At 41.8% G+C, this 15961-nt stretch carries 20 protein-coding genes; 17 read left to right on the top strand and 3 right to left on the bottom strand.

All coding sequences use genetic code 11. The annotated features are described in order from the left end of the window. Positions 1–67: 67 nt before the first annotated feature. Positions 68–901 (bottom strand): bifunctional hydroxymethylpyrimidine kinase/phosphomethylpyrimidine kinase, encoded by an 834-nt coding sequence (gene thiD / locus DFR63_RS07095; protein ID WP_115885243.1) that lies wholly within the window; start codon positions 899–901, stop codon positions 68–70. 119 nt (positions 902–1020) lie between these two features. Here thiD and DFR63_RS07090 point away from each other — a divergent pair, with 119 nt between their 5' ends. The 12 genes from DFR63_RS07090 to DFR63_RS07035 all read left to right on the top strand — a co-directional run bounded on the left by DFR63_RS07090 (position 1021) and on the right by DFR63_RS07035 (position 8195). Next, positions 1021–1686: a uracil-DNA glycosylase gene (locus tag DFR63_RS07090; RefSeq protein ID WP_115885242.1), complete on the top strand. Its 666-nt coding sequence runs from the start codon at positions 1021–1023 to the stop codon at positions 1684–1686. Next, the gene (locus tag DFR63_RS07085) at positions 1679–1921 is read left to right on the top strand and encodes a hypothetical protein (RefSeq protein WP_115885241.1); all 243 of its coding nucleotides are present in this window, start codon (positions 1679–1681) and stop codon (positions 1919–1921) included. Before DFR63_RS07090 ends, DFR63_RS07085 begins: the two co-directional genes overlap by 8 nt. A 108-nt stretch (positions 1922–2029) precedes the next feature. Then, a complete protein-coding gene (locus DFR63_RS07080) occupies positions 2030–2395 on the top strand; it encodes a DUF423 domain-containing protein (protein ID WP_115885240.1) in 366 nt (121 codons plus the stop codon). 149 nt (positions 2396–2544) lie between these two features. Then, a complete protein-coding gene (locus DFR63_RS07075; protein ID WP_115885239.1) occupies positions 2545–2916 on the top strand; it encodes a GntR family transcriptional regulator in 372 nt (123 codons plus the stop codon). Further along, positions 2916–3794, top strand: coding sequence for an ATP-binding cassette domain-containing protein (locus DFR63_RS07070; protein WP_115885238.1), 879 nt, complete (start codon positions 2916–2918; stop codon positions 3792–3794). The genes DFR63_RS07075 and DFR63_RS07070 overlap by 1 nt, the downstream gene beginning before the upstream one ends. A 4-nt stretch (positions 3795–3798) precedes the next feature. Continuing rightward, entirely contained in the window at positions 3799–4467 is a 669-nt protein-coding gene (locus DFR63_RS07065) for a hypothetical protein (protein WP_115885237.1), read from the top strand. Between the two features lie 60 nt (positions 4468–4527). Next, complete coding sequence (locus tag DFR63_RS07060; protein ID WP_115885236.1) at positions 4528–4779, top strand: hypothetical protein; 252 nt, start codon at positions 4528–4530, stop codon at positions 4777–4779. Positions 4780–4910: 131 nt separating this feature from the next. Beyond that, positions 4911–5108 (top strand): PLDc N-terminal domain-containing protein, encoded by a 198-nt coding sequence (locus DFR63_RS07055; RefSeq protein WP_115885235.1) that lies wholly within the window; start codon positions 4911–4913, stop codon positions 5106–5108. Between the two features lie 152 nt (positions 5109–5260). Further along, positions 5261–6355, top strand: a complete 1095-nt coding sequence (locus DFR63_RS07050; RefSeq protein WP_162842304.1) for a helix-turn-helix domain-containing protein — start codon at positions 5261–5263, stop codon at positions 6353–6355. Position 6356: 1 nt separating this feature from the next. Next, complete coding sequence (locus DFR63_RS07045; RefSeq protein WP_115885233.1) at positions 6357–6554, top strand: PLDc N-terminal domain-containing protein; 198 nt, start codon at positions 6357–6359, stop codon at positions 6552–6554. Between the two features lies 1 nt (position 6555). After that, positions 6556–7431 (top strand): ABC transporter ATP-binding protein, encoded by an 876-nt coding sequence (locus DFR63_RS07040; protein WP_115885232.1) that lies wholly within the window; start codon positions 6556–6558, stop codon positions 7429–7431. After that, positions 7428–8195, top strand: a complete 768-nt coding sequence (locus tag DFR63_RS07035; RefSeq protein ID WP_115885231.1) for an ABC transporter permease subunit — start codon at positions 7428–7430, stop codon at positions 8193–8195. Before DFR63_RS07040 ends, DFR63_RS07035 begins: the two co-directional genes overlap by 4 nt. 29 nt (positions 8196–8224) lie before the next feature. On the opposite strand, the gene DFR63_RS07030 is transcribed toward DFR63_RS07035, so the two are convergent. Continuing rightward, on the bottom strand, positions 8225–8947 hold the full coding sequence (locus DFR63_RS07030; protein WP_115885230.1) for an MBL fold metallo-hydrolase: 723 nt from the start codon (positions 8945–8947) through the stop codon (positions 8225–8227). A gap of 330 nt (positions 8948–9277) precedes the next feature. Between DFR63_RS07030 and DFR63_RS07025 the strand changes: the two genes are divergently transcribed. Beyond that, entirely contained in the window at positions 9278–10375 is a 1098-nt protein-coding gene (locus DFR63_RS07025) for a nuclease-related domain-containing protein (protein WP_147302204.1), read from the top strand. 301 nt (positions 10376–10676) lie between these two features. Here DFR63_RS07025 and hemQ read toward each other — a convergent pair whose 3' ends face one another. Continuing rightward, positions 10677–11426, bottom strand: coding sequence for a hydrogen peroxide-dependent heme synthase (gene hemQ, locus DFR63_RS07020; RefSeq protein WP_115885228.1), 750 nt, complete (start codon positions 11424–11426; stop codon positions 10677–10679). 132 nt (positions 11427–11558) lie between these two features. Between hemQ and pta the strand changes: the two genes are divergently transcribed. From pta to DFR63_RS07000, 4 genes are all read left to right on the top strand, one after another. Continuing rightward, positions 11559–12548, top strand: coding sequence for a phosphate acetyltransferase (gene pta, locus DFR63_RS07015; RefSeq protein ID WP_115885227.1), 990 nt, complete (start codon positions 11559–11561; stop codon positions 12546–12548). After that, complete coding sequence (locus DFR63_RS07010; protein ID WP_115885226.1) at positions 12538–13353, top strand: lipoate--protein ligase family protein; 816 nt, start codon at positions 12538–12540, stop codon at positions 13351–13353. The genes pta and DFR63_RS07010 overlap by 11 nt, the downstream gene beginning before the upstream one ends. Positions 13354–13404: 51 nt before the next feature. Next, positions 13405–14589, top strand: a complete 1185-nt coding sequence (locus DFR63_RS07005; RefSeq protein WP_115885225.1) for an MFS transporter — start codon at positions 13405–13407, stop codon at positions 14587–14589. Positions 14590–14659: 70 nt separating this feature from the next. Further along, complete coding sequence (locus DFR63_RS07000) at positions 14660–15955, top strand: HD domain-containing protein (RefSeq protein WP_415708181.1); 1296 nt, start codon at positions 14660–14662, stop codon at positions 15953–15955. Positions 15956–15961: the final 6 nt, after the last annotated feature.

The following is a 15961-nucleotide window of genomic DNA, read 5'->3' as shown; positions in this document are numbered from 1 at the left end:
GAATAGAAAACTCCTATAATTATAATATCAGCTATCATATTAAAAGAGATAGCAAGCTATCTCTTTCTTAGTTCAATACTTTATTTGTAACTTCGATCTTTTCTACTGAATTGTAGGCGCCATGTCTGACAACACCGACATGCTCATTCATCTGCCAGCCGTTTTTGATTGCGCTGGTGACGAAAGCTTTAGCAAGCTGCACTGCTTCTAGCGGCTCTTTACCATTCGCAAGATTAGCTGCGATGGATGCTGCAAATGTGCATCCCGCGCCGTGGTTAAAGGCAGTATCGAATTTTTTTGATTCGAGCAGGTGAAGTTCTGTGCCATCGTAAAAGACGTCGATTGCCGAATCACCCTCGATGCCCGTGCCGCCTTTAACGACAACATAATTCGCACCTTTAGCATGAATTGCTTTAGCAGCTTCTTTGATTTCATCAAGTGTGCGCGGAGTTTTAACACCCGCGAGGTGTCCCGCTTCAACCAGGTTCGGTGTGACGACTGTTGCATTAGGAATCAGGTTTTCAATCATTGATTCCACAAGGCCGGGGTTCAGGACTTCATCGTCGCCTTTACAAACCATAACAGGGTCGACAACAAAATGTTTGGCATTTGAATTTAAAAAAGCTTCCTTCGAAAGTTCTACAACTTCTTCTGAAGGCAGCATCCCTGTTTTAATTACATCGGGATTTAAAGAAAGTGCTGTTTCGAGCTGATTTTTAACATCTTCTATTGGTATTGGGCTCACGCGGTGAGACCAGGTTGATGGTTCCATTGAAACTACAGTGGTTAAAACACTGAAGCCGTATGTTTCATGCTCCTGAAAAGCTTTTAAATCTGCTGCGATTCCAGCGCCGCCGCTGACGTCTGTCCCGGCTATTGTTAACGTTTTTGCAAGTGTCATTTTATTTCCCCCTAATTGTACTGATAGATATTGTCATTTTACTATAATTAGCGGTGTAATTCTAGAGCATTGCTTACAACGATGATATAATAAAGTTTTAGTATGGAGGTGCGTTAAAAATGGCAGATTTAAGCTGGGAAGAAATTTTTCGCAGCATTACGAATAATCACGATTTCACAACGATGAGACAGACATTAAATGAACGCTACAGAAAGGGCGAAGTTTATCCGCCGGAAGAACAGGTGTACACCGCCTTTGAACTAACACCATTTAAAAGTATTAAAGTTGTAATTTTGGGACAGGATCCATATCACGGGAAAGGCCAGTCGCACGGTCTTGCATTTTCAGTGAACGAAGGCGTTAAAATTCCGCCTTCACTCAGAAATATATATAAGGAGCTCGAGAGCGACCTCGGTATCGTCAGGACAACAGGTAATTTATCGGACTGGGCCGAAGAAGGCGTCCTCTTGTTAAACACTGTGCTGACAGTAGATGCGGGAGATGCAAACTCTCACCGCGGACTCGGCTGGGAACAGTTCACGGACGATATTATCCGCACGATCTCAGAAGAGCTTGAGCATGTGGTTTTTATACTCTGGGGAAAACCGGCGCAGAAAAAAGTTAAGTTAATCGACACTGATAAACACAAAATAATTACTTCAGTTCATCCAAGCCCGCTCTCTGCATTCAGAGGCTTCTTCGGTTCAAAACCGTTCAGCCAGACAAATGCTTACCTCGAATCTGCCGGCCGCGGACCGATTGACTGGAGTGAAAAGAATGAATAAGCAGATTGCAGCAGAATTAAAAAGAGAATTAGAGTTTATAGAAGCGGGTATCGAGGTATCCAAGCATGCCTACGCCATGCAGAAGCTGCTTGGGCTGCTGGCTGATTCAGATGATAAACAGCCAGATCCAAAGCCGAAATTAGAAGATAATATGACAATCCGCCGCACCCCTGTTGCCAAACGGGCGGCGGACGAGGATGATGATGGTAACGGCAGAGATATTTTTGATTTTTAATGGGAATCATTTCCTCTAATGATAATCTTCAGCTTGATTCTTTACACCAGTCCGCTGTATCTTATATTTATTAAAAACAGAGAGTAAAACGGGAGGTCCATTCACTACATGAAATTATTTGTTATCTTAGGCGCCGTTAACGCATTTATCGCGGTAGCCTGCGGCGCTTTCGGCGCGCATGCGCTGGAAGGGAAATTAAGCGAGCATTATTTAACTATATGGGAAACCGCAGTGAAATATCAGTTCTACCATGCACTTGGGTTAATCGCTATCGGAATTTTAATCCAGGTGACAGGCGCGCAGTTCCTAACCGCAGCCGGATGGTTTATGACGGCGGGGATTGTGTTCTTTACAGGGTCACTGATGGTGCTCGCATTCACAGGTATCTCAGTGCTGGGTGCAGTGACGCCAATAGGAGGCGTTATGTTCCTCATCAGCTGGGCACTCGTAATTATTGGAATCGCAAAATTATAATACCGCTTGGAGAGCCGGACGAATTTGTCCGGCTCTTTATTTTGAAAATTTTAAAGAAAAATGTTTACAAATCACATCAACAGTATATAGTTATATACACATATATATAACCGTGTAACTTAAAAATCCGGTGGAAGGGAGGCTGCGGTGTGTCGAACCTGCTGAATGAGAAGAAACCGATTTATGAGCAAATCAGGGACTGGCTGGCCGATCAGATTATTGACGAAACACTTGTTGAACACGACAAAGTGCCGTCGACAAATGAAATTGTCACGTATTTTAAAGTGAATCATATAACTGTATCAAAAGGTGTAACAGAACTTGTGGAAGAAGGCGTATTATACAAAAAAAGAGGCGTAGGAATGTTTGTCTCAGAAGGTGCACGCGGCAAACTGCTGGAAAAGAGAAGAGAAGGATTTGTAGAAGAATATTTAAAACCGATGCTTGAAGAAGCGGGGAAACTGGATCTAAGCAAAAGCGATATACAAAAAATGATCGATATGAACAGGAGTGAAAAATAATGACCTTAAAAATAGAGGGCGTAGATTTAGATATTAAAAAAGATACTATTCTGACCAACATTAATTTTGAACTCGCACCCGGGAAAATATACGGCCTGCTCGGGCGGAATGGTGCAGGGAAGACGACCCTGCTGTCGCTGATTGCATCGTACAGAAAAGTGACTGCGGGCAGTATTACGCTGGGTGGAAAAAAAGTGTACGAGCAGGACGAAGTGATGCAGCACATCAATTTCCTGTATAACCCGAAAGATACTTCGACAGAAAACGATAAGGTGACGGAATATATTGAATCCGGCTCTATTTTCCGCGATGATTTCGACAAAGAATATGCCTATAGGCTGCTTGAAAAATTCGATATTGATACAGAAAAAGCATACAGCGCCTTATCGCAGGGACAGCAGGCCGCAGTGACAGCAACGCTTGGTCTGGCATCATTATCTAAAGTAACAATTTTTGATGAGGTCACCAACGGTATGGACGCACCGACCCGGGAATTGTTTTACAGCGAAGTGCTTGAAGCAAAAGGAAGCGGGGAACGAATTATTATTCTTTCAACGCACATTATTTCAGAAATGGAGCACTTATTCGATGAAATTATTATGATGCATGAAGGACAGATTATGCTGCAGGAGCCGACATATGAACTCCTTGAGAAAGGATACACTGTTGCAGGCAAAGCGGAAAGAGTCAGAGCGTTTACCAAAAACAAGCATGTAATCAACGTGAAGTTTTTGGGGGCACTGCAGATTGATACGGTGCTGGGTAAAGTAACGCCTGAAGAGATGGAAATCGCAGAGGATGACCATCTGGATATATCGCCATTGAAACTGCAGGAGATGTTTATCAGCCTGACAGATAAAAAGAAAGAGGAGGCGTGATACTATGACTGCTAAATTAAAAGAAACGACGAAAATTTTCACGAGCATTTTTCCGGTATGGTCGCTCTGGTATATCGGTGTTCTGCTGATTATCTATATTATCTCGCATATCTTTTCGAGTGAGGGAATGTCAGCATTTTTCGGTTTCGGCATGACAGCTAACCGCACCTATCTGTTCGTCCTGGCAATTATATCAGTGCTGATGTTTATGGAATGGGCGGTAAACATGGGAATATCGAGAAAAACTTTTTATAAGTCGATGATGATTACGGGATTGGTCACCGCAGTATTTATAACGACGGTTGTCGGAATTGTCTCATTCGGACTGTCATTTACACCTTTCGCCGGTGATTATCTGTTCGCGGAAAATATTGAGCATTTAACAGACTTTGAACATGTGATATTCCACTTCTTAAGCGGACTCTTATTCTGGGCTGCGGGTGTTCTGATTGCAGCTGCGTTTTACAGAGGATTCTGGCCGGGCATGCTCTCTGTTCTAGCCGGAATTGCGGCCATTATGCTGCTGATTTTCAATGAAGATTTGCTGAACTATTTCGGAACAATCGGCAATATGGCCGTGTACCTTGGCTTCGTAATACTGCTCGTGCTGACTGCTCTCTACAGCTGGCTGGCCTACAGAGTCGTTAAAAATATACCGGTAAAATTCGGCTGATAAAAAGCTGCTGCTTCCATATTACACGTTTCAAGGCTAGTATAGGCTGCTCTTTTAATTGTGAACACGCTTGTTTTAATACCTTCCGGCGATTTCGGCTGGCTGACGAAAATAGGCGAGAAAGCATTATATGTATATCTGCTGCACGGTTTTATCATTCAGCCGTTCAGGGAGTTTGATATTCTCTGGTATAACCACTGGTATGAGACTTTCTGGTTCGTGCTGCTGTCGGCTTTAATCGTTATACTGCTGTCGAGCAGACCGGTGGTGGCATTAACACGACCGCTGGTCGAATTGAAGTGGAAGGAATAAGTTTTAAAAGACGCAGAAATTCCGGTGGAATTCTGTGTCTTTTGTTATTTCATGTATGATAATTTTAATAGCGGGTAATATATAATTATAAGCAATTTTACATAATTAAATAACGGTAATGGGGGATTAACATGATTATAAATGTTAAGGAACTGCTGCCATTTCTAATTCCGTTAATGATACTCCAGCTGCTTTTAATGATTTCTGCCTTAACAATGATTATTCAGCAGCGGCGTTTTAAATATTTAAACAGAGCGGCCTGGATAATTATTGTCATTGTTTTTAATATTGTCGGCCCGGTCCTGTATTTTGTGATGGAACGTAAATAAATATAAAAATGAGGAAGCAGAAATCCATGCAGGTTCTGCTTTTTTTTTATTAAATATGAGTCAACCTCTGGTTGATTTAAACGTTAATAGTGGATACATAAGTAATACATAAAATGTAAAGACAACTATACAATAGAAACAGGGTGATGAAGATGAATAAATTAAATATAAGCGAAAATATTTTGCTGCATAGAAAAAGAATTGCCTATACTCAGCAGAACTTAGCTGATTTTTTAAACATTTCCAAGTCAGCTGTATCCAAATGGGAAAGAGGAAACGCACTGCCTGAAGTAAATTATCTGGGAGAGCTTGCGGTGCTGTTCGATATCTCAATTGATGAGCTGGTCGATTTCTCTCCGCAGTTAACAAAACAGCAGATCAGAATGATTTACACAGATTTGTCAAGAAGATTCAGTGCAGAAAATTACGATGATGTTTTAAATGAAGTTAAAAACTATGCCAAACGTTATTACAGCTGTTATCCATTTTTAACGTCATTGACCGGTTTGCTGGTTAACCATGTAAATCTCACTCAGGATAAAGAAGAAACTATCGCGTATATCAGGATACTGATAGAACGGGTTTTATCGAAGTCAGATTCACTGCATTTGAAAGAGCAGATGGTATTTTTTAAAGCATTATTATTGATTAAAGAAAACAATCATCAGGAAGTAATCGGATTGCTGAAAGAATCGACATTACCGAAGCTGCCGGTGAGAACAGTGCTGGCACAATCTTATTTAATGAATGGTGAAATGGCTAAGGCAAAAGCAGCAATTCAAATTGAAGTTTACGAGAGCTTGATTTTTATGATGGGTGACTTAACCATGCTGATGTATTTTGACATGCACGATGACATCGAATCACTAATCGGAAAAGGAACGGCAATTGACCACGCCTTTGATTTAAAGGAACTTCACCCGAACACAGCTTTGAATTTTTATCTTACAGCGGCGATGAAAACAACGGATAATAAAGAAAAAAGCTTGTTGTATTTAAAAGAGTTTTTAACCAGTGTGAAGAATCTGTCTGAAGATTATTATCTGCACGGTGATGAGTTCTTTTCGGAAATTGATGACTGGATAGAAGATTTTGAATTAGGCAAAGAAGTTCCGGTAAATAAAACGACAGCGAAAGAACAGCTTATCGCTGCTGTAGAACACAATGAAGTATTTAAAGGCTTTAAAGATGACATCGTATTTAAAAATATACTGCATAGTTTGAAGTTGTACCTGGAGGAGGATTGACATGAACACAGATATAACTGAACTGCTGCCTTTTCTCATACCGTTAATACTGCTTCAGGCTGTATTGATGATTACAGCATTGGTGATGATTATCAGGCAAAGAGAATTTAAATATTTAAATAAACCGTTCTGGATACTAATTGCAGTATTTTTGAACCTGCTCGGTCCGGTTTTATATTTTGTACTGGAGCGTCGATAATATGAATATATTGAAGATTGACAAGCTGAGTAAATCGTTTAACGGAAAAACAGTCATCGATAATTTGAATTTAACTGTTAAAGAACATACGATATACGGATTTATCGGAAACAACGGTACAGGTAAAACGACGACGATGAAGATGATACTGGGTCTTTTGAAACCTGACTCCGGTGAGATTGAAGTGTGCGGGAAGAAAGTAACGTTTGGCAGAACAGATACTAATGACTATATCGGTTATTTACCAGATGTACCTGAATTTTACGGTTATATGAAAGCAGAAGAGTACTTAAATTTGTGTGCGGAAATAACAAATATAAGTAAGAAGGAACGCAAGCCGAGAATCAGAGAACTGCTTGAACTGGTAGGTCTGAGTCAAGTATCTTCTAAAATTAAAACGTACTCGCGGGGAATGAAACAGCGCCTCGGCATTGCTCAGGCGCTGATAAATAAGCCGAGATTATTGATTTGTGATGAACCGACGAGTGCCTTAGATCCAAAAGGACGGATTGAAATACTTAATATTTTAAAACGAATTACTGCAGAAACGACGGTTATATTTTCGACGCATATCTTATCCGATGTGGAGAGAATATGCGATACGGCAGGTATTCTTTATAAAGGCAGTGTTGTGGAAGAAATTAATCTGCATGAAAGTCTTGGCGATAAAGGAATTACACTGGAGATTTCACTAGAAGAATTTGAGCTGCTGAAGGATGAGATGGAATTTACTTATCTTGGAGAGTCCACCTACCGGGCGGAAAACCAGGCACTTCAAAAGGTATATAAAGTACTGCAGCATAAAGGGATTTACCCTGAGCGTATAGCGAGAGAGAAGAAGTCGCTGGAAGATGTATATATGGAGGTGACGTCATGAATCAGCTTTCCGCCCTTTTTAAAAAGGAAATTATGGAATCTGTAAGGAACTTCAAGCTGTTTGTGCTTCTGACAGTATTTATCATTATCGGAATCATCAGCCCACTGACGGCGCTCTTAATGCCAGACATCATGGAACTGGTCATGGAAGACGCAAGGATTTCGTTTGAACCTCCTCCAGTGGCAGCACTGGATGCATATACACAGTTTTTCGGCAATATGAATCAGCTCGGACTGCCGATTTTGGTCATTATTACGGGCAGTATACTGACGAATGAATTCTCGAGAAATACCCTCGTGAACCTTTTAACAAAAGGATTGAGGCGGCATAATGTAATGCTCGTGAAATTTTCATATACAGTCCTGATGTGGACAGCTGCTTACGCGGCCGGTGCTGTCACAGCATATCTGTATACAATATATTACTGGGATGATGAGCTTGAAAACATACTGGTAGCCTTCAGTTTAACATGGGTATACGGTATATTTCTAATCAGTATCATTATGCTCTCTTCAGCGATATTCAGAACGAGTTTTCTTGGAGTATTATTCACAGTGCTCTCCGTAGTTATACTTATGATTATTACGAGTATTTATCCGCCCGCGGCGGAATATCTGCCTCAATATTTAATCACTTCCAATGCGGGATTGCTGACAGGAGAAATGATAGTGAGCGATGTGCTGCCGGCACTGTTAATTACTGCAGCTGTTTCAATACTCATGTTCCTGCTGTCGACAGCGGTATTTAATAAAGCGGAAATTTAAAAAAGCTTCTCCTTTTGGAGATGCTTTTTTTATAGTTCTTCCTCTTCAATTTCTTTTCTGAGCTTGGACACTTCCAGGCGCGTCATTGGAGCGAGATGCCCGTGAATATAAGTTTCGTAAGGCACTTTGTCGACGGTTTTAATGTAAGAGTAAAATTTGTCCGCATCATATCCGCCGTCCAGTTTGTAAAAATCGCCCGTGTCGGCATCGCCGGCGAAGAGCACTTTATCTTCCGGAATAAAGACGATTGCACCGTCATCGGAATGCGGGTTAGTGACCGGTGTCACTTCGACTGTGACCCTGCCTAAATTCAGCGTTAAATCGCCGCTGAATTCAATGTCCGCTGTCACGACTTTAATGTCATTAACATTATCGTATTCGATTTGCATATGGGTATCGCAGAATTCACATTCTTCACCGGTTTCCAGACGTTTTGCCATGGCTTTCGGCGCCCACTCCCATTCAGTGATTGTGTTCAGGATTTCGTTAGTTTTGATATGAGTCATTGTCGTGCCGGGAAAAGCGTGCATTCCGAAAGTATGATCCCAGTGCCAGTGGGTAATCAGAGCAATTTTCGGTGCGGGCAGACCCGCTTCTTCAATGGCCACAAGCATCGCCGTGAGATGTGCTTCTGAATTGCCCGCATCGACGAGTACGCTGTATTTTTCGCCGTGTATGTAGCCGAGATTCGGACGGTCTCGGTGACTGTCGAACGGCAGAATATAAACGTTTGGTGATATTTGAGTGAGCATATTTATCTTCCTTTATACAGACATACAGAAAACCACTTAACATAAGTTAGGTGGTTTTTATCTTGTCTTATTTTCTTCTCTTCCCTTTTGAAGAAGATTTGTCATCTTTGTTAAGAAACTTCTGTACAACTTTATTTATAATAATTGGTGCGATAAAAATTGCCGCACGTTTAAATAAACGTCCCATAAGTTTACCTCCTAAATGATAGATACTTGTATATAACCATTATCTCATATCGTAAAACTAATCAGTTAGAAAAACGTATTGGACGCGGTTTATTGTGTGAAAACAGCTGTTTGAAAAAAACTTCCAAAAGTAAGGAGCTTTGAGTGATTTTGCTCCCAGTTTTACAAAAATCGTATTTACATGAACGAAAAAAAGTGAAAACGCCATTTTCCCCTATATATAGGGTAGGGGGACTTTTATTTTATAAAGGAGGAAATGGAATGTTTTTAAATAATCGTAAAGCACCAAAGGAACTTTTGTATTGGAAGGCGCTGGATTTAAGGAGTAATTTATCGGCAGATGAAATGTACATTTTGAGAACGCTTCAAAAAGGCTACGAAGGTGAATGTCTATACGATAAGATATTCGATGAAATTGGACATGAGAATATTTTTATTTTACGGGATATTTATCTGTCTGCGGGAAAAGCTGCTGCACAGTATGACAGTATTATTATTTCCGGGAATCGTGTGGTGGTGAACGAGGTTAAAAATATTTCGGGTGATTACCGGTTTGAGAATAATAACTGGTATAAAAATGGACGCGAACTCTCTGACAATGCGTTTGCCCAATTGAGCAGAGCGAAGGGAAGGCTGAAGAAGCTGAGAAATGAGTGCCGTTTAAATTTTGAAGTGGAAGGGAATCTAATATTTCCTAATGACGATTTCAGGCTCGCAACCGAAAATCAGTATGTCTTGAAGAAGACGGTTTTGCGCAATTATATGAGAAAATACTTCAGACAGTTTAAAGACGAAAGACTGAGTGCTAATGCGATGAACATCGCTGAAATCATTCAGGAAAATGCCGTAGAAAATCCATATTTTAATGAATCGGCAGATATCTTTCAAATACGCCGGGGATTGTATTGCGGACAGTGTAAAACATTTGATTTGTATAAAGGGAGATTTCAAATGAGCTGTAATCGCTGCAGCTCTGTCGAGAGTAACGAAACTCACTTGCTGAGAGCAATGGGAGATTTCGAGATTTTGTTTAGCGGAGTGCCGATGACAAGATCGGCTTTGTTGTACTTTATTGATTTTCAGATCAGCAGGACAGCTGTTTATAAGGTTTTGAAAAAACATTGCGACATTACAGGTCAGGGGAGAAATACTGCATATAAATTAAAGTATGCGGAGGTTGCTGAAGTAATCGCCAAAATTAGAGAAACACAACGGTACAAAGACAGGATTACTCAAATTTAAACAACAATGACATAAAACTTAGCTCTGTTTTGCAGCAGCTGTTTGTTTTACGGTCACATGAGCCGAATTCATCGGGCCGCAGATATTTTTACGGTCACATGAGCCGGCTTCATCGGCTCGCAGATATTTTTACGGTCACATGAGCCGGCTTCATCGGCCTGCAGATATTTTTACGGTCACATGAGCCGGCTTCATACGACCGCAAATCCCAAAACACCGCATACCCGCTGCCAAACAACTAAATAACCAAACTACCAAAAAAACGGCCCCGTCACCGGGAGCCGCTTCAAAATAATATAATTTATCCGAAATAGTCAGCAACTGCGTCGTTCGGAATGTGTCCGCCAACGTAGAAGTCGCCGAAGACGCCGTAGCGCGCGCTTGTTTCATCGAATCTCATTTCGTAGATAATCTTTTTGAATTCGAGCATATCATCTGATAAGAGTGTTACTGCCCATTCGTATTTATCGAGACCTTGTGAACCTGTGATGTACTGCTTGATTTTGCCTGCGTATTTGCGGCCAATCATGCCGTGGTCGCGCATCAGCTGTTTGCGTTCTTCAATCGGCAGCATGTACCAGTTGTCTTCAAGGTCGCGCTTTTTATCCATTGGATAGAAACAGATGTATTTAGATTTTTCCAGTGAAGGGTATAATCTCTGCTGAATGTGCGGGATTTCCATCATTTCCTCAGGTGTCTTATTACCGCCGAGGTAGCTGCTCATTTCAATAATAGATACGTATGAGTAGGTTGGAATTAAGTAGTCCGCAACTCTGAGTTTATTAATTTCAAGTTCAAGCTTGATCAGCTCGTCCGCAGTCGGGCGCAGCAGCCAGAATATAATATCTGCCTTATGACCCATGATGTTGTAAAATGCATAGTCACCTTCGTGTTTTTCATGCACTTCTTCCTGTCTGTTTAAAAATGCCTGAAGTTCTTCTGTCAGCGCATTTCTTTCTTCTTTGTCCAGTACGCGCAAACCTGCCCAGTCCACGCTGTAAAGCAGGTGTAAGCTGTACCAGCCATCTATAGTACTTACCGGTTCACTCATCTTACTCTCTCCTTAATTAAGTCATTACTTCTATTCTAGACCAATGGAAAACGTTTTAACAAGAGATTCTGTTTAAAAGATGTGACAAAACACGTATAATATATTTAAAGTAAAGTAGCCAAGGAGGATATAATGAGTAAATTCATTACGGATCTTAAAAATAACTTAAATGGTGAAAATATCAAAATTGTATTTCCGGAAGGAACAGATAAAAGAATTCTGACTGCTGCAGCAGAGCATTTAAAAAACAGCTACGTGCATCCGATTGTTATCGGGAATGCCGATGAAATTAAGAAAATTGCGGACGAAGAAAATCTTAATATAGAAGGAATGGAAATATTAAATCCGAAAACATCGGATTTAAGCGATAAACTCGCAGAAGAGTTTTCTGAAGTCAGACAGGGCAAGGTAACGCTTGAACAGGCTGAAGATATTATTGAAAATGTAAACTATTTCGGAACCATGCTGGTACATACGGGCTATGCCGACGGTCTTGTGTCAGGAGCGATGCATTCGACACCGGACACGGTGCGGCCGGCGCTGCAGATTATTAAAACAAAAGAAGGCGTATCGAAAACGAGCGGTATTTTCTTTATGCGCCGCGGCGATGAACTGTATGTGATGGGAGATTGTGCGATCAATCCGACCCTGACTGCCGAAGAGCTTGCGGAAGTCGCAGTTGAAACGGCAAAAACGACGATGAGTTTCGGGATTACACCGCGCGTTGCGCTCTTAAGCTTTTCTTCAAAAGGATCTGCGAAAACAGAAGAAGCGGAAAAAGTTCGTCTCGCGACTGAATACGCACAAGATAAACTTCCGGATACACTGATTGACGGCGAGCTGCAGTTTGACGCAGCTTTTGTTCCGAGTGTGGCAGAGAAAAAATCTCCGAAGTCACCGCTTGAAGGAAAAGCGAATGTATTTATCTTCCCGTCGCTAGAAGCAGGTAATATCGGCTATAAAATTGCTCAGCGTTTAGGCGGTTTTGAAGCTTACGGACCGATTCTGCAAGGTTTGAATAAACCGGTTAACGACCTGTCGCGCGGTACGACGACTGAAGAAGTATACAATCTGGCTTTATTTACAGCAACACAGGTAATGGCGAATCGTCATGACAGCTGAATTGTTTAACAGGACGGTGGAAGTCATCGGCAGGCTGCGGACCCGGCATCCGTTTGAATCATTTGCTTTTGATGACTTTCTGCAACATCAGATCAGTGAAGACAATGTGCCTAAAATACGCTTTTGGGTACATTCGCCTTATATCATATTAGGCCTGCAGGATGCGAGGCTGCCGAAACTGCCGTACGGCCTGAATTATATCTCTGATGCGGGTTTCGACTATATCGTGCGCAACAGCGGCGGTTTAGGTGTCGTTCTCGATGAGGGCATATTGAATATCTCTTTGGTGTTGCCGAAAGCAGATTTTCCATACATAGAAAAAGGCTATGATATAATGACAGAGCTGGTAACAAAAATGTTTCCGGAAGGAAAGATTGAAGCGTACGAAATTTCCGCAAGTTACTGTCCCGGTTCTTATGATTTAAGCATCGGCGGCAAAAAGTTTGCAGGGATTTCACAGCGCCGCATCAAAGACGGTGTCGCAGTGCAGATATACTTATGTGTTACAGGCAGCGGCTCGGAACGGGCCTTAATGATGAAAGAATTTTACCGCCATGCGCATGCAGTTGACAGCACGAAGTTTATATATCCGGTTATTAATCCGGATCATATGGCTTCTTTAAATGAACTGCTGAATGCCGATTTTTCAATTGAAGAAGTTGAAAAACGGGCGTTGAATGCGCTCCGTGACTCAGGGGCCGTCTTGAAGGATTATCCGGTGCTGAATGAGGAGCAGAATGCACTGTACGAACGATTCATAGGAAACATGAAAGAGCGTAATAAAAAATATGTAACTTTTGACTGACCAGTATATTTTTAATACTGGTTTTTTAATTTTTATGAAAGAAGGAATAACATGTCGACAAGTTCTTATGCGCCTAAAATATGGACGAAAGAATTTACAGCAATTTTTGCCTTCCATTTTATTTTAATGGGTGCAATGTATTCAACTCTGGTCACAGTCGGAAACTATGCGATTCAAAAATACGATGTCAATCCGAGTATCGCGGGCTTTGCAGCCAGTATTTTTATCGTCGGTGTACTGGCGGGCCGCGGAGTTACAGGTTATCAGATTAATCATCTCGGGGCTCGTAAAATTATGCTCGGGGGAACAGTACTTTACTTTTTAACTTATATTTTATACTTCTTTGACTTCGGTTTAACATTTTTAATCGTGACACGGCTGTTAAACGGTATCGCAACAGGGATGATCAGTACAGCGCTGAATACGCTGGCAACGATATCCGTGCCTGAAGAACGCCGAGGTGAAGGAATCAGTTATTTCAGTTTAAGCATGGTGGTTGCGAGTGCGGCGGGTCCATTTATGGCGTTTCTGCTGCTCGAGCAGATTTCATTTGACACGATGTTAATTTATGTCGGTATTTTAATGCTGCTTGTCGTGCTGATGATTCCGCTGATTAAAATAAATAACGTCACAAAAGAAACGGCGGTCAAGCCTGAAAAATTTGTGCTGATAGAAAAAAATTCCCTCCGGATGCTGATGCCGGTTTTCTTAATGGGGCTGGCGTATTCAAGTGTGCTGTCATTTTTGAACACTTACGCTATTGAAATCGATGTAGTTGCCGCAGCAAGCTTCTTCTTTATCGTCTATGCGGCGGCAGTGCTGTTGACGCGGCCGTTTACAGGACGCATCATCGACCAGAAAGGGCCAAACGTTGTTATTTACCCGACGTTTATCCTGATGGCAATCGGATTCTTCCTGCTCGGGAGCACTTCAGCGGGAACTGTCGTTTTAATTGCCGGCTTTATTATCGGGCTCGGTTTCGGGAATTTTCAGTCGGCTGCGCAAATTATTTGTGTTAACGTGGCGCCGAAGGAGAATGTCGGTCTGGCAACATCGACTTTCTTTATTATTCTGGAAATCGGGCTCGGTTTCGGCCCGGTGTTTTTAGGGCTGATCGTGCCATTTGTCGGCTACAGCGGCATGTACCTGTGGCTGATTGTGCCGATTGTTTTAGCAGGTATTTTTTATATGCTGATGGTTGGCAAACGCGGGGCACAATCAAATACTGAAAGTTAAACGAAACGGTCGGCTTCCCCGCCCGTTTATGATATTATTGGGGTGTTAAGGGAGGCGTAAAAGCGTGACGATGAGTGACTACAGCAGGAAACAATTACAGGAAGAAAAAGTCTTTAAAGATCCGGTTCACCGGTATGTTCATGTCCGCGATCAGGTCATCTGGGACCTGGTGAAAACGAAAGAGTTTCAGCGACTCCGCAGAATAAAGCAGCTCGGAACTTTATATCTGGCATTTCACAGCGCGGAACATTCGCGATTTAATCACTCGCTCGGCGTGTATGAAATTGTCAGGCGGATGATTGAGAATTTTGAAGAATATCCCGAATGGGACTCAAACGACCGGCTTTTAGCTTTGTCTGCAGCTTTGCTGCACGATCTTGGTCACGGACCGTTTTCCCATACCTTTGAAGATATATTTCATACGGATCATGAAGAATATACGAAGAAAATTATCTTGGAAGATACTGAAGTCAACGAAGTATTATCGAGAGTGTCTCTTGAGTTTCCGCGCGAAGTTGCGGAAGTTATTAACAAAACGCATCCGAATAAACTTGTCATCAGTATGATTTCAAGTCAGATCGATGCGGACCGTATGGATTATCTGCAGCGGGATTCTTTTTATACCGGAGTCAGCTACGGCAACTTCGATATGGAACGCATATTGCGTGTGATGCGGCCGTCGAAAGATGAAGTGCTGATTAAAGAAAGCGGCATGCACGCGGTGGAAGATTATTTAATGAGCCGCTATCAGATGTACTGGCAGGTTTACTTCCACCCTGTATCGCGGGGCGGAGAAGTGATGCTGAATCTTGTCATGCAGAGAGCAAAGGCATTGTATAAATCGGGCTATAATTTTAAACAGCAGCCGACGTACTTCATTCCTTTTTTCAACGAGGACGTCACAGTGCACGATTATCTGAGACTCGATGAAATGGTCGTGAATTTTTATCTGCAGGAATGGGTACGTGAAGAGGATGAGATACTGAGCGACCTTGCCGGACGGTTTGTGAACAGAGACCTGTTTAAATATTTACCGTTTGACGGTTCTATTATTACAATTACAGAACTTAATGAACTGTACAAAAAAGCAGGCATAGATCCGGATTATTATGTCTTCAGCGACAGTTATTCCGATCTACCTTACGATTACGACAGACCCGGGCAGAATAGAAACAGAAGACCGATTCACCTGCAGCGACCGAACGGTGAAATTAGAGAAATCAGTTCGCAGTCGGCAATTATTAATTCTATTACAGGTATCCACCGTCTCGGTTCAAGATTATATTATCCGAAGGAAAAGATCTTAGCGATTAAAGACTTAAAAGTTAAAGCAGAAATTATAAATTTACTGAATGAGCTCGATTAGGAGGTA

The sequence above is a fragment of the Jeotgalicoccus halotolerans genome (assembly GCF_003387165.1).
GTDB lineage: Bacteria > Bacillota > Bacilli > Staphylococcales > Salinicoccaceae > Jeotgalicoccus > Jeotgalicoccus halotolerans.
The sequence above is the reverse complement of the archived record's forward strand: the minus strand, read 5'-3'. Positions and strand labels throughout refer to the sequence as shown.